This is a genomic window from Sediminitomix flava (assembly GCF_003149185.1).
GTDB lineage: Bacteria > Bacteroidota > Bacteroidia > Cytophagales > Flammeovirgaceae > Sediminitomix > Sediminitomix flava.
The window spans coordinates 93793-107286 of record NZ_QGDO01000007.1 but is presented as its reverse complement, the minus strand read 5'-3'; the positions used below and the strand labels follow the sequence as shown (position 1 = coordinate 107286).

The following is a 13494-nucleotide window of genomic DNA, read 5'->3' as shown; positions in this document are numbered from 1 at the left end:
CTAAAATTGAAAATCAATTTTAGTGGGGATTTTAATTTATCTCAAAATCTGGTGATAAAATAAGTTTACGTCAATTTCAATTCTGGAATATTTCTGATATCTACAGGTACTACTGAAGTAACTCCTTGCTCAATCATCGTCACACCATAGATCACTTCAGTACTGGTCATCGTACGTTTGTTGTGTGTAATAATGATAAACTGAGAATTCTCAGAGAACTTACGGATAATCTTGTTGAACTTATCTACATTAGCATCATCCAATGGAGCATCTACCTCATCAAAAATACAGAATGGTGCAGGCTTTAGTAGATAAATTGAAAAAAGAAGTGCTGTAGCTGTCAGTGTTTTCTCTCCTCCCGAAAGCTGATTGATGGTCAAAGGACGTTTTCCTTTCGGCTGAGCCATAATCGCAATCTTAGAATTCAAAGGATCATCAGGATCAACTAAACGAAGGTCACAGTTATCTTCTTCTGTAAATAACGAACGGAATACTTCGATAAAGTTATCACGTACCAAATCAAATGACTCCATAAAACGCTCCCTCGCTACCGTGTCAATATCAGAGATCGTTTGAGCCAATTGTTCTTTGGCTTTCAGTAAGTCATCTTTCTGCGTTGTGATAAAAGTATGACGCTCTTTCACCTCATCAAAAGCTTCAATAGCCATATGGTTCACTGGCCCAATTTTACTGAGCTTCTCTTTTGTCTGAGCAACCAACGGACGAAGTTCAGACTCTGCCATTTCTTCAAATGGATTGTCTTCGTCTTCTTCATTGGCTAATTTCTCCAAATCAAGATTAAACTCCGCAGATATCTTTTCTTTTACAGAAGTCAAGTCCAAACGGATATTCTGAATTTTTTCAGAAAGCTGCATGATGACATTATCCGTAGTTTCTTTCTTACGCTGATAATCTCTTAGCTCAATTTCAAGATCATTGATATTACCACGGCTCGCATAGAAAGTCTTTTCCGCCTCTTTCACAGCTTCTTCAATCGCTTCTTTTTCTTCGTATAGCCCTTGAATCACTTGATCTCCGGCTACATCCATATTAGAAATTCGTTGAAGCTCCTCCTCTACTTTCTTCAGTTCGTCATGAATGGCTTGCAAACGCTCACTACCTTTTGAATAGGTGGATGCTTTGAAGTTTAGCTCATTTTCAAGGCTCTGAATCTTATTTTCTTGCTGATGGAAAAGGATGTTTTGCTCATTGTATTGAGCCGATTTCTGACTTAAAAGCTCTTGCTCCTTTTGAAGTTCATCTTTGATGTCTTCAAAACGATTTTCAAGGTCTTCCAAAGTGTAAGTCTCATCCTCCAATCTCGGACGGTCATTTTCTAATGCTTCTTGAAGACTTACTATCTTCTCTTGCATTGCCTCACGTTTGTGTTCAGCGTCAGAAAGGAAAGAAATGAATTGCTCACGTTTTGTCTGAATTTTCGTCAGTTCTTGACTTACCACATGGTATTTATCCGTCAATTCTGTGAGTAATTCTTTTTTATCTTGATCTAAAAGTATCTCTAACTCAATCTTGATGTTCTCTAAAGCTTCTTTCTTAGCTGAAATTTGAAGTTTTAGTTCTTCAATCTCTTGAGCAAGGTTTTCAAGGTTCTTTGATCTACCAATCTTTTTCCCTTCAAAAACACCCACAGAACCTCCCGAGATGATAAATTTCTTTTTGATAAACTTACCATTTTCAGAAATAAAGATCGCTGAATCGTCAGCAGGTAAATCTTCTACATCTCCCTTTAACATATAAAGATTGTCCAACATAAAGTTGACCAAATCTCTATGCTTTTCATCGTATTGAACGATATCGATGACAGGGAAAGCATCTTCAAATTCTTTCTTAGGCAGGGGCTTATACCCCGAAAATTTACTTAACAAAAGGAAGTTTGCTCGACCTTTTCCATTATTCGTCAAAAGCTCAATCGACTTCCAAGCGTGATCTTCATCTTCAAGAATAAAGAAGTTCAGATATGGCTCAAGATAATTCTCAATAGCTGTTCTGTATTTCTCTTCAGAAGTGATCAGATCAGATAATAGAGGTGCTTTTTGCCCCCAAGAAGTACGTTTGCGAATAAACTTAATCGCCTCAGGAAAACCTTCAAGGTTATCGACCATAGATTTTGTTAAATCATACTCATTCTGCTTTGCATCAAGCGTACGATTCAACTCTGCTACTTCATCTTTAATGGTTTTCTCCTGCCCTTCCAGCAGAGCCTTTTTACTATCGTTTAGTTGTTGTTGCTCTTTTACTTGCTCCAACTCCAAACGCAATTCTGTTTCTTCTTTCTGAATTGTATTCAGTGCTTCATCAAACTCTTGAAGGTTGTTTGATTTCTCTGAAGAATTCTGATGTTCTTGTTCCAACTCTTGCTTGAGAGCTGTAAGCTGAAGTTCATTGACTTCTAAGCTCTTTCTCAGTTGGAAAAGTGTGGTTTGTCTATTCTTTATCTGAACCTCTAAGTCTGTAGATTGACGTTTTAATCCTTCTACTCGCTCCTTCTGAGATTCAAATGATGTTTTATATTCTACGAGCAAATATTCGGTTTCAGCAATCATTTTCTGAACCACCTCAGACTCCACTTTCAGCTTGTCTAAACTCGCTTTCATGGAATTGATACTTGCTTGCTCTTCATCTAAGTTTTGGAAAAGTGCCTGTTTCTTTTCGTCTAAGAAACGTCCTTTTTCAGCCTTGAGCTTTTTATCTCCTTCCACCTCATGAATTTTCATGAGATGTTCATTGAGTGTTTTTCTGCGGCTATCAACTAGTTTTTCTTTATCCTCTACTCCTTCTTTTTCGTTCTTGAGTTGGAGTTCTTTCTCTTCAGCAAGTTTATTGAAATTTTCTTTGAGCGTCTTTTCTTGTTGGATTCGATCAGCAAATTCTTCCAATTGATCCAATTGGCTACTCACTGATTTTTTAGCATAACTAATACTGATCTGTTTGTATTCCTTTTTGAGTTTCAAGTAACGTCTCGCTTCTCTAGCCTGACGCTCCAGTGAACGCATGTTTTTCTCAATTTCATGCAAAAGATCATCTACACGCTCAAGATCGGCATCTGTATCAGCTAATTTTTTAAGCGTTTCTTTCTTACGTTTCTTGAATTTGGAGATACCTGCTGCCTCTTCAAATAAGTTACGACGAGAATTATTGATATCGTTGAGGATTTCATCGACCATTTTTAACTCAATGATCGCATAGCTATTTGAACCAATTCCCGTATCTAGAAAAAGATTTTGGATATCTTTCAAACGACAAGAAACACCGTTTAGAAGGTATTCTCCATCGCCCGAACGGTAAAATCGACGACCAATAGTCACTTCCGAATATTCTGTAGGAAGTAAATTCTTGTGGTTTTTAAAAGTTAGAGATACCTCTGCCATATTCAACGGACGACGTTTTTTCGTACCATTGAAAATGATATTATCCATCTTTTCTGATCGCAAAGCTTTTGTACTTTGCTCTCCCAACACCCATCTGATGGCATCTACAACATTCGATTTCCCAGAACCATTGGGCCCAACTACCGCAGTTACTCCTTCATCAAAGTTCAGAGTCACCCGATCACCAAAGCTTTTAAAGCCTTTTATCTCCAGTTTATTCAGTAGCATAGTTAAAGCTAAAAATCCTCATATCAATCCAACAATAGAAACAAAAATATCACTTTTTTAGGATTTCTTTGCTATTGCTCGGTATTTTAAACTATCTTAAGATGACTAAATATGATGATATGGATAATTTCAGCGAGTTAATTTATTATGCCATTTTCCTAATTATTTCTTGGGCATTAAGCACATTAGGAAAAAAGAAAAAGAAAAAACCTATCCCTACTTCGGCTGAGCAAAACCAAGACGGACGAAACACATCTAGTTCTCCTAACATCAATTGGGAAGACTTGGTGAAACAGCTAAACCCTAATTATGTAGAGACAAAAGAAAGGCCTCAATTTGAGGAAGAATACGAAGTTGAAGAAGAAGAATATGAACCTGTTCTAAATACCTTCGAGCAGACAAGTGTAAAGAAAGAATATGAAAAGAATCAGACGAATCTAAAAGACACTTCAACTAAGGAAAATAAGTCAAAGTCAAGAAGTCTTAGGCATAAACTTAGAAATAAGAGTGATATTCGGGATGCATTTGTGCTTAAAGAAGTTTTAGACAGAAAATTCTAACACACAAACCTAAGGAATGAAAACTCTGATTGATGAAATCAACGTTAAGCTTCAACTTGATGAAGTAAATAAAGTCATTGAATTATTATTCAGTGGAAAAGTAGAAACTTCTGATTATCAATTCGCCTATAATCACCTACTTACCTATGCAGAACTTGAAGAGATAAGTAGCTTTATCATCAATGAGAAAAATGGTGATATTCCTACTGAAGCTAAAGCATGGCGTTTAGGTGTTTTTTTCCCTAAATTAGTTGCAAAAATAGGCAGAGAACTCAATTTAGTTTTTATTTCTGAAAGTGGCTCGAAACGTTCTTTGAGCCTAAAGACATTTGAAAAAATGCTTGAAAAGATAAGTAAAAGACTAAAACTTACGTTCAGTCAGAATGAAGAGTCAGCCAGAAAATTTTTAATAGATAAAAGAAAAAATGGATAGATTATTATTCAGAATGCTTGCTATGGGTCTTCTTATGGGAGTTATGGTTGGTGATTTTGTATTTAGAAAAGGCCTTTACGGAGATACCCAAGATGATCAGACCGTCTTATTTATAGGTTTTGGAGCATTATTTATGCTTGTTTTATCTGGGGTTTACTTCTTGATTAAAGATAAAGAAGAAAAAGCAAGACAAAATACTATGCTAGGAATTGTTGTAGTGGCTGGACTTATTGTAGCTGGAAACTATTTGATGTAATATTCAAAAATACATTTCTACAGGAAAGGCAATCTGAAAAGATTGTCTTTTTTATTTTAAACTTACACTGCTTACTTTTTCACCCTAATTAATGGATAATTTTATTCTCAAAATTGTATCTGATAAGTAAATAAAAGATGCGAATTTTAAGAGTATGAACAAGCTGACTAACTACATTCTAATAATTCTATTACTATTTGGTTTTTCATGTAAAGACAAAGATAAACTAAGTAACCCTAAGCCAAGCGAACCCGATGAGTACAATTTCAGAATTGCTTTTAGAGTCGAAAGAGAAAATGAAAACTCTGCTGTTTTAAATAGAATACAACAAGATGATTACGTCATAGAAATTGATGGACTTGAAACAGGGATTCCTTACCTAAAAGACAGTATCAATATCTTAGATGAGGTTGAAGTTACTACACTTGACAAGATTCTTCATATTACCCTTAAACCTATTTTTGAGAAAGAAATTTATGATTCTGTACAGATAGAATGTAATGAAGACATTTCTTACAAAGACTCCTTAACACAGTTTATCAACATCGAAAATAAAGACTGGGATGTAATCACATTGAAAGATTCTCTACTCGTTGAAGATGAAACACCATTAGTTTTTAAAGATACAGCGCAGCCTGAACCTGATTCATTATCACTTGAAAATGAACAGTACATCATCTTTGCAAAAAACAGTTTAGATAAGATTTACTTAAAGTACAATTCAATTTTTGGAGTACTTAGTGATACTATATCAATAGTTGGGAATAAAAGACACCAAAGTGATTTAGAGCCGATCTTTGATCCTAATTGGATTTATAATGCAGAAGTAAGCATCCCTAATCAAGCTAAAAATAGCTTCAAAATTATAAATCAAAATAATAAAGCAGCAAACATCAAACCTACAGGTGAATTTGGTCAATTACTCAAAGATTTTAAATATGACATCGAGTTTGACACAGGTGTAGAGACACCATTTCTGAATATATATATTATAGAATTTTTGAACGACAATAACTCAAATAAGAAGAGAATCGATGTGTATTACACACAGGAAGGAGACGTACAAGGATACTTAATTGATAATACTGAAAACTTTGATTCTTGGGAGCAAGTTTTAAATAGCTATGGGGAATGGTATGTAAATCCTAATTATATAGAATTTCCTTTAAGAACAAACTTAATACTCCGATTAGGAGATACAAGATACAGAGGTAAAGATGAGTCTATTATAAGAAAATATAAATGGGAATAAATAATAAAAAAAGCCTCTAGATTTCTCTAGAGGCTTTTTTATTATCAGTTTTGAGGAAGATCGTCTTTAGTTAAGTAACCATTTTCATCCATGATAATAGGTAGCCCCGTATCATCAGTAAAATCTTGAATCTCTTCTTTCAAATCTGAATCCAAACTGTCAAAATGCCAATGTACAGAAATATCTGGGTATTCTTTTGACCATTCCTTACACGTAAAGAATAGCTTTAATAGACCTTTTGAAGATCCTGAATTAAAATAATCTAAAGATAAATGAAGTGATTGCCAATCCTCTTTTTTTAAGCTTTTAGATAAAAAGTTTATTAATTCATCAAAAAATACCGCTGAATTCTCCATATATGCAGCACCAAGCATATATACCTTTTTTCGATCTGAATCAATAGAAATTTTTGGTATATAAGGCCCCTTTCCATAAGGATCTAACCAAGACAAATCATTTTTTTCAGTTGCCTTTGTTTCTCCTTTTTTTGACTTTGAAGAAAGTAATGAAAAGATCGGTTTAAACATCGTTAGTCCTTCTTGTGGTTAAAATAATATTCCCAAATTAAAAAATGATCTAGACTATACAAAGATAGTTAATAATTAATAATAAAGGAATATGATTAAAATAAGTTGTATATAAACTTTTCTAGAATAAATAGAATAATAATACTGATACTAATCGTTTATATACGTTTTTATGAATATTAATTTTTCAAATTACCATTGAAACCACTTCATAGTACATCACGATGTAGCTATTGAATTATAAAGTGATATCTAACAAAATGATTCATATTAGATTGTACAAAAAAGAGGTAGCATACCTAATTTGTATTAGCTTACCTCTTTTTTGAAATATAAAAATTATAATTATTTCAACTCTAACAGTACCACATTTTCGATATGCCAAGTATGTGGAAACTGGTCAACAGGTTGTACTTTAATAACTTTATACTTAGCATCTAATAATTCTAAATCACGAGCTTGAGTCGCAGAATTACAGCTAACGTAGACAATTCTTTTCGCAGCTACTTCCAATAATTGATTGACTACATCTTGATGCATACCAACTCTTGGAGGGTCAGTAATAATAACATCTGGAATACCATGAGCATCAATAAATTTCTTCGTTAGGAGATCTTTCATATCACCTGCATAGAATTTACAATTAGTAATTCCATTTAGCTCTGCATTCTTCTTCGCATCTTCTATAGCAGCTGGAACAGATTCAATCCCTACAACCTCTTTTGCTTTTCTAGAAACAAACTGAGCAATAGTACCTGTACCTGTATACAAATCATAAACTCTCTCATTTCCTGTAAGCCCCGCAAAATCTCTCGTGATTTTATACAGTTCGTAAGCTTGAGCAGAATTGGTTTGATAGAATGATTTTGGCCCTACACGGAATTTCAGGCCTTCCATTTCTTCAGTAATGTATGGTACACCATGATAACAAACTACATCTAGGTCATAGATCGTATCATTTCCTTTACCATTTACTACATACATCAGAGAAGTAATTTGAGGGAATTTCTCTTTCAAAAATTCCATCGTTGTAGTAATAATTTCAGTTTCTTCTTTATGAAACTGTACTAAAACCATAACATCACCAGTTGATGCTGTTCTAATCATAAGCGAACGCATCAGACCTTCTTGCTTTCTAGCATTGTAACAAGTCAGATCATTTTCTTTAATGAAGTCCATCATTGCAGATCGGACATCATTAGAAATATTTCCTTGTAAATGGCAGTGGTTTAGATGTACAATCTTATCAAACTTACCAGGTATGTGGAATCCACAACCCCTCGTTTCTTTTATATCAAGGTCTTTCTCCTCTTCAAGTAACCAACGAGTATCAGTATATGCAAACTCCATTTTATTCCTATAATAGGTAATTTCTGGAGAGCCAAGAATTGGAGTTACTTCAGGTAACTCTACTTTACCAATTCTTGTTAAATGATCAACAACTTCTTTCTGTTTGTATTCAAGTTGTTTTTCATATGGTAGCTGTTGCCATTTACAACCTCCACATAAGCCAAAATGCTCACAAAATGGTTCTACTCTATCTTCAGAATATTTATGGTAAGCAGTAGGAATTGCCTCCATAAAACTTTTCTTCTTTTTGACTACTCGTAGGTCTACAACATCTCCTGGTACTGCACCAGTGACAAACACTACTTTATCATCAATTTTTGCGATGCTTTTACCTCCACTCGCAACGTCTGAAATTTCGACGTTTTCAAATACGATTGTCTTTCTTCTTCTAGCCATTTTTTACACTTGAGTGCAAATACCACTATAATGGAAAATTATTTATTCTAGAGGGCTATTCAGCCAATTCTAATTGCCTTACTTCAAGTTCATCCTTGCACAAGGATTTTAGCGTTGCTAAACTCTTACCTATCTTAGGATGAACATATTGAGAGTCTATTTCTGCTAATGGAGCAAGAGCAAACATCCGATCATGTAAATACGGATGAGGAACAATAAGACCTTCTTCCTCTATGATCTCATTATCATAGAAAAGTATATCTATATCTATAAGTCTTTGCCCCCATTTCAGTATTCGTACTCGACCTAAGTCTTTCTCAATCTCTAAAATCGTAGAGAGTAATTCTCTTGGAGAAAGCTCTGTTTCCACCAAAATAACTTGGTTATAGAAAGCTGGTTGATCAGTTACACCCCATGCATCTGTTTCATAAATGGAAGAACTCTTTAAAATAAGTCCTACCCTATTTATCAACTCATTACTTGCATCTTGTAAAGCCTGTAACCTATCACCCATATTTCCACCAAGGGAAAGAAATGCTTTATGTTTACCCATTACTTTTTTCTTAACAAACAGCAAAAATACAAGCTTTCGCACAAAAAGAGGATAATTCTATCATATTTATATTTTTCTAACTGTATGTAATTTATTTTATTATTATGTTATTTATATATTTTCGCATATCGTTAAATAATTGATGAGTATCTTTTTTTTAGTAATATTTGTATTACAAAACGTTATTATTGAATATGATACAACGAAATATTCATCTATATATAATTACGCTACTATGCTTGACTTCTTGTATGAAAATGCGAACATCAGATGAGGAAATGCTAAAATCATTAAAATCGGAATTTTCTTCACCTAAAGTATTTGATTATAAAGTAGGTGATAAAAATATGCATTACATTCAGTCAGGGAATAAAAATGCTCCTCTCCTTCTGTTTGTTCATGGAGCGCCAGGTTCTTTGGATGCATTCAAACAGTATATGGAAAATGATACTTTAAATATGAATACTTTGATGATTTCTGTTGATCGTTCTGGTTATGGAAAATCAGATTTTGGAGTTTCAGAACCTTCCATTGAGAAGCAAGCAGAATTAATTCAACCAATTTTAGAAAAGCATAAGGACAAAAAAATCATTTTGGTAGGGCATTCTTACGGTGGACCAATTATTTGTAGAATATTAATAGACTACCCCAACTATAATTATGGAACTGCATATTTATTGGCTCCTGCCATATCTCCAGAATTGGAAAAAATGTTTTGGATTAATAAACCAGCCGATTCACCTATATTCAAATGGATGATCCCAAAAGCTTTTAAAGTAGCTAATGATGAAAAAATGGTCCATGCAAAAGAATTAGAATTGATGGACACTTTATGGCAAAATATTAAGACACCAATCAAAGTATATCAAGGTAAGAAAGATAGAATTGTTGATCCAAAAAATGCTGAATTTGCTAAAGAAAAAATGATCAATACAGAAGTAGAAGTAGTTTACTTGGAGGAAGAAGATCATTTTATTCCATGGACAAAATTTGATTTAATCAAGAATGAACTATTGAAGAGTTTACATTAAAGTCTTTTTCGACACTTTTAGAAATTTATAATTCACTTTGAGCTAATATTTATTTCAACTAAATTATTGTTATTGTGATAATAAGAAAATGAATAATTGAACAATAACTGCTCAAATAAAATGCTTATGAGCTATGTACCTTACGTAAGAAAAGCCATCATTTTCGACTTTGATGGAACAATTGCTGATACTACTAGACATATTTATCGTATAGCTAATAGTGTTGCACCACAACTAGGTTTAGACCCCGCATCTGAGCAAACTTTTAGAGAATGCCGTGATATGGATAGCCTTTCGGCAATGAAACACCTAAATATTTCCCCACTAAAAATCCCGTCATTAATCAAAAGAGTAAAAAGTGAGTTGAAAAAAGAGATTGGTGAAATTCCATTAATCATAGGGATGAAAGATTGTTTAACATTCTTAGCAGATCAAGGTTTCACTCTCGGTATCGTCACTTCTAACTCGGTAGACATTGTAGAAGATTTTTTAAGAAAACATCAATTAGATCATTTTTTCAAATTCGTACATTCTGCAAGTGGACTTTTCGGGAAAGATAAAATATTAAAAAATGTCATTAAAAAATACGAGCTCATTAAAGAGGACACTTATTATGTTGGAGATGAATGCAGAGATGTAAAGGCTGCAAATAAGTGTATGCTAAAAATGATTGCAGTAGCCTGGGGATTTCATTCTTCTAGAATTTTAAAAGAACAGAATCCGGCTTTCATTGCAGAAAGGCCTGAGCAAATCAATGAGTTTGTACTTATCTAAAAAATAGAAATTGAGCTAAAGAGAGAATTAGAAAAATCTAGTTCTCTCTTTTAGTTTATAGCTTCAGCTAACCAAAGCATTTGCTCTAAAGACTCTTTATATTTTTCTGCGGGTGCTTGACCAACCATCAAGTCAAGGTAATCCTCTGTGCCTTCTTGATGCATTCCGACCCTATATGTAGCCTTACAATTTGAAAGAATATATGTTTCAATCAATCCGTCCAAATCTGACAGACAAAAAACAAAATCAAAATAAGTATCTAAGAATTCTTGAAGTTCAAAACTCTTCAACTTACCAAAAGTGCTAAAATCTCTGAGGGAGACTAGAGGATAAGGACAAGCAATATTTGTTTGCTCTGCGTTTTGAATACCTATAAACTTCACATTTGCTCCTTGCTTACGAAGTTTATCTGACAAACTTTCTAGTGTTTTTGAATCATAGCTTCCTCCTTCCTGAAATACTACTCCTATTTTTTTACTTTCAGAAAGTTTTTTAGCTAAAACTCTAAAATCACGACTGTCTTTTGCCGCATCTATTTTTTTCTCCCAAATGTATTGTTTGATTTTGTTCACGTCCTATTGGTTAGTTTTAATTTTAAAACAACAACTATGCTCTGATGAGCATAGTGTGTAATATGTTATTGTTTTAAAACCATTATGATTTAATCATTCCCATAAATTCTTGTTCTGTAAGAATTTGTACTCCCAGTTTCTCCGCTTTTTCTCTCTTAGAAGGACCCATTTTGTCCCCTGCCACTACAAAGTCAAGCTTCTTGGAAATGGAAGATACAACTTTTCCTCCAAACTTCTTGATTTCATCTTTCAAGCCATCTCTGCTAAAATTCTCAAAGACGCCTGAAACAACAAAGCTTTTCCCTTCTAACATCAAATCAACTGCCTCATTTGAAGCTTCTTTCTCTTCAATTTCTAATTGTAAACCACTTTCCTTTAAAGAATTAATCAATGTTAGATGATCTTCATCTTTAAAATAATTCACAACACTTTCGGCTATACGCCCACCAATTTCATCTACTGCAATAAGGTCATCATGACTTGCTTGCATCAAATTATCGATAGACTTAAAATGTGAAGCCAATTTTTCAGCAACAGTAGCACCTACAAAACGAATACCGATACCAAATAGTACTCTTTCGAAAGGAACATTTTTAGATTCTTCAACTCCGCTTACTAATTTTTCCGCAGATTTCTGTCCAAATCTATCCAATTCCAATAATTGATCTATTGTAAGGTTATAAAGATCAGCAGGTGTTCGAACCAAGCCTCTTTCCATCAACTGATCAATTGTTTCTTTACCTAAAGAGTCAACATTAAGGGCTTTACGTTGAATGAAATGCTCAATTTTACCTTTAACTTGTGGTGGACAAGCCTTTTCATTTTTACAATATCTAGCAGCCTCCCCTTCTATTTGTACAAGTGGACTATTACAAGCTGGACAATTCTCAATAAATTGAATTTTCTGCGCACCATCCTTACGTTCTCCAACTGCTACTCCTGTAATCTTAGGAATGATTTCACCACCTTTTTCTACATAAACCATATCATTTTCATGTAGATCAAGTCGTATTTCGATTTCTTGGGCATTATGCAAAGAAGCACGTTTTACCGTAGTCCCTGCAAGTTGTACAGACTCCAAATTAGCAACAGGTGTCACTGCTCCAGTTCTACCAACTTGATATGACACTGAGAGCAAACGAGTTTTTACATTCTCTGCAGGGAACTTGTAAGCAATCGCCCATTTAGGAGATTTTGCAGTGGTACCAAGCAATCTCTGTTGCTTAAGGCTATTCACCTTGATCACAATACCATCTGTTTCCAATGGTAATTCTTGACGATGATCAGCCCAATGATTGATAAATTCAAATACAGCTTCAATTGAGTCACACTTTCTCCAAGTATCTGAAACATTAAAACCCCATGTTTTCAGTTGTTCTAAAGCTGCCCCGTGAGTAGGAATCGTTTCTTCATCCCCCAAAAACCCATACAAGTAACAATCAAGACTACGATGTGCTACTACTGAAGAATCTTGCATCTTAAATGATCCAGATGCTGCATTTCTAGGATTTGCAAGTGGTTTGAGTAAAGCTTTCCCAGCTTTTTCTAATTCAATATTTTTTGAAGAAATTTCTTCATTAAGTCTCGAGAAAGTTTCCTTACTCATAAAACCTTCTCCTCTAACTTCAAAAACAGGAGGAATATTGTCTCCAAAAAGCTTTAAAGGAATAGTTTTTATTGTACGGACATTTGGTGTGATATCATCTCCTTGTACACCATCTCCGCGGGTAACTCCTTTGGTTAGGATACCATTTTCATAAGTCAGACTGATTGCAACACCATCGAATTTTAACTCACAGATATACTCAAAATTATCACCTATATCTTTGCGAATTCTTTCATCAAAGTCTCTCAAATCATCTTGATTGTAAGAATTACCAAGTGAAAGCATTGGATAGCGGTGTGTAACTGTAGGAAATTCTTTAGTAACAGCACCTCCGACTCTTTGAGTTGGTGAATCCGTTCTTTTCAAACTTGGATTAGATTCTTCTAAGTCTGAAAGTTCTTTTAAAAGCATATCAAAATCATAATCTGAAATAGCAGATTCATCCTTTTGATAATACAGATAATTGTAGTGATTCAGTTGATCTGTAAGTTCGTCTATACGAGATTTTGCTTCTTGTTCAGTCATCATATTTTGTATAAAAGCTTTTATAAGCTCCTAATAATTCCT

General features: G+C 34.0%; 12 protein-coding genes. 6 read left to right on the top strand and 6 right to left on the bottom strand.

What is annotated here, in order from left to right:
• Positions 1-65 precede the first annotated feature (65 nt).
• Positions 66-3617, bottom strand: coding sequence for a chromosome segregation protein SMC (gene smc / locus BC781_RS20995; RefSeq protein ID WP_109621608.1), 3552 nt, complete (start codon positions 3615-3617; stop codon positions 66-68).
• Between the two features lie 101 nt (positions 3618-3718).
• On the opposite strand from smc, the gene BC781_RS20990 reads away from it, so the two are divergent.
• From BC781_RS20990 to BC781_RS20975, 4 genes are all read left to right on the top strand, one after another.
• A complete protein-coding gene (locus BC781_RS20990) occupies positions 3719-4177 on the top strand; it encodes a hypothetical protein (RefSeq protein ID WP_109621606.1) in 459 nt (152 codons plus the stop codon).
• Positions 4178-4193: 16 nt separating this feature from the next.
• Positions 4194-4610 (top strand): hypothetical protein, encoded by a 417-nt coding sequence (locus BC781_RS20985; RefSeq protein WP_109621604.1) that lies wholly within the window; start codon positions 4194-4196, stop codon positions 4608-4610.
• Positions 4603-4866, top strand: coding sequence for a hypothetical protein (locus BC781_RS20980; RefSeq protein ID WP_109621602.1), 264 nt, complete (start codon positions 4603-4605; stop codon positions 4864-4866). The genes BC781_RS20985 and BC781_RS20980 overlap by 8 nt, the downstream gene beginning before the upstream one ends.
• A gap of 154 nt (positions 4867-5020) precedes the next feature.
• Positions 5021-6118 (top strand): hypothetical protein, encoded by a 1098-nt coding sequence (locus BC781_RS20975; RefSeq protein WP_109621600.1) that lies wholly within the window; start codon positions 5021-5023, stop codon positions 6116-6118.
• Between the two features lie 44 nt (positions 6119-6162).
• Here BC781_RS20975 and BC781_RS20970 read toward each other — a convergent pair whose 3' ends face one another.
• From BC781_RS20970 to folK, 3 genes are all read right to left on the bottom strand, one after another.
• Positions 6163-6645 (bottom strand): SiaC family regulatory phosphoprotein, encoded by a 483-nt coding sequence (locus tag BC781_RS20970; RefSeq protein ID WP_109621598.1) that lies wholly within the window; start codon positions 6643-6645, stop codon positions 6163-6165.
• 345 nt (positions 6646-6990) lie between these two features.
• On the bottom strand, positions 6991-8391 hold the full coding sequence (gene rlmD, locus BC781_RS20965; protein WP_109621597.1) for a 23S rRNA (uracil(1939)-C(5))-methyltransferase RlmD: 1401 nt from the start codon (positions 8389-8391) through the stop codon (positions 6991-6993).
• A gap of 55 nt (positions 8392-8446) precedes the next feature.
• Positions 8447-8944, bottom strand: coding sequence for a 2-amino-4-hydroxy-6-hydroxymethyldihydropteridine diphosphokinase (gene folK / locus BC781_RS20960; protein ID WP_109621945.1), 498 nt, complete (start codon positions 8942-8944; stop codon positions 8447-8449).
• A 251-nt stretch (positions 8945-9195) separates the two neighbouring features.
• On the opposite strand from folK, the gene BC781_RS20955 reads away from it, so the two are divergent.
• Complete coding sequence (locus tag BC781_RS20955; protein WP_211323913.1) at positions 9196-9975, top strand: alpha/beta fold hydrolase; 780 nt, start codon at positions 9196-9198, stop codon at positions 9973-9975.
• A 126-nt stretch (positions 9976-10101) separates the two neighbouring features.
• Positions 10102-10749 carry an HAD hydrolase-like protein gene (locus tag BC781_RS20950; protein WP_158281543.1) on the top strand — a complete coding sequence of 216 codons (648 nt, stop codon included), beginning with the start codon at positions 10102-10104 and terminating at the stop codon, positions 10747-10749.
• Positions 10750-10799: 50 nt separating this feature from the next.
• On the opposite strand, the gene BC781_RS20945 is transcribed toward BC781_RS20950, so the two are convergent.
• Positions 10800-11321 carry a DUF6913 domain-containing protein gene (locus BC781_RS20945; RefSeq protein ID WP_109621591.1) on the bottom strand — a complete coding sequence of 174 codons (522 nt, stop codon included), beginning with the start codon at positions 11319-11321 and terminating at the stop codon, positions 10800-10802.
• 82 nt (positions 11322-11403) lie between these two features.
• Complete coding sequence (gene ligA, locus BC781_RS20940) at positions 11404-13455, bottom strand: NAD-dependent DNA ligase LigA (RefSeq protein ID WP_317047248.1); 2052 nt, start codon at positions 13453-13455, stop codon at positions 11404-11406.
• Positions 13456-13494 lie beyond the last annotated feature (39 nt).

Coding starts and splice junctions, on each gene's coding strand:
- smc (WP_109621608.1), bottom strand. CDS start 3,617: ATGCTACTGAATAAACTGGAGATAAAAGGCTTTAAAAGCTTTGGTGAT.
- BC781_RS20990 (WP_109621606.1), top strand. CDS start 3,719: ATGACTAAATATGATGATATGGATAATTTCAGCGAGTTAATTTATTAT.
- BC781_RS20985 (WP_109621604.1), top strand. CDS start 4,194: ATGAAAACTCTGATTGATGAAATCAACGTTAAGCTTCAACTTGATGAA.
- BC781_RS20980 (WP_109621602.1), top strand. CDS start 4,603: ATGGATAGATTATTATTCAGAATGCTTGCTATGGGTCTTCTTATGGGA.
- BC781_RS20975 (WP_109621600.1), top strand. CDS start 5,021: ATGAACAAGCTGACTAACTACATTCTAATAATTCTATTACTATTTGGT.
- BC781_RS20970 (WP_109621598.1), bottom strand. CDS start 6,645: ATGTTTAAACCGATCTTTTCATTACTTTCTTCAAAGTCAAAAAAAGGA.
- rlmD (WP_109621597.1), bottom strand. CDS start 8,391: ATGGCTAGAAGAAGAAAGACAATCGTATTTGAAAACGTCGAAATTTCA.
- folK (WP_109621945.1), bottom strand. CDS start 8,944: ATGGGTAAACATAAAGCATTTCTTTCCCTTGGTGGAAATATGGGTGAT.
- BC781_RS20955 (WP_211323913.1), top strand. CDS start 9,196: ATGAAAATGCGAACATCAGATGAGGAAATGCTAAAATCATTAAAATCG.
- BC781_RS20950 (WP_158281543.1), top strand. CDS start 10,102: ATGAGCTATGTACCTTACGTAAGAAAAGCCATCATTTTCGACTTTGAT.
- ligA (WP_317047248.1), bottom strand. CDS start 13,455: ATGATGACTGAACAAGAAGCAAAATCTCGTATAGACGAACTTACAGAT.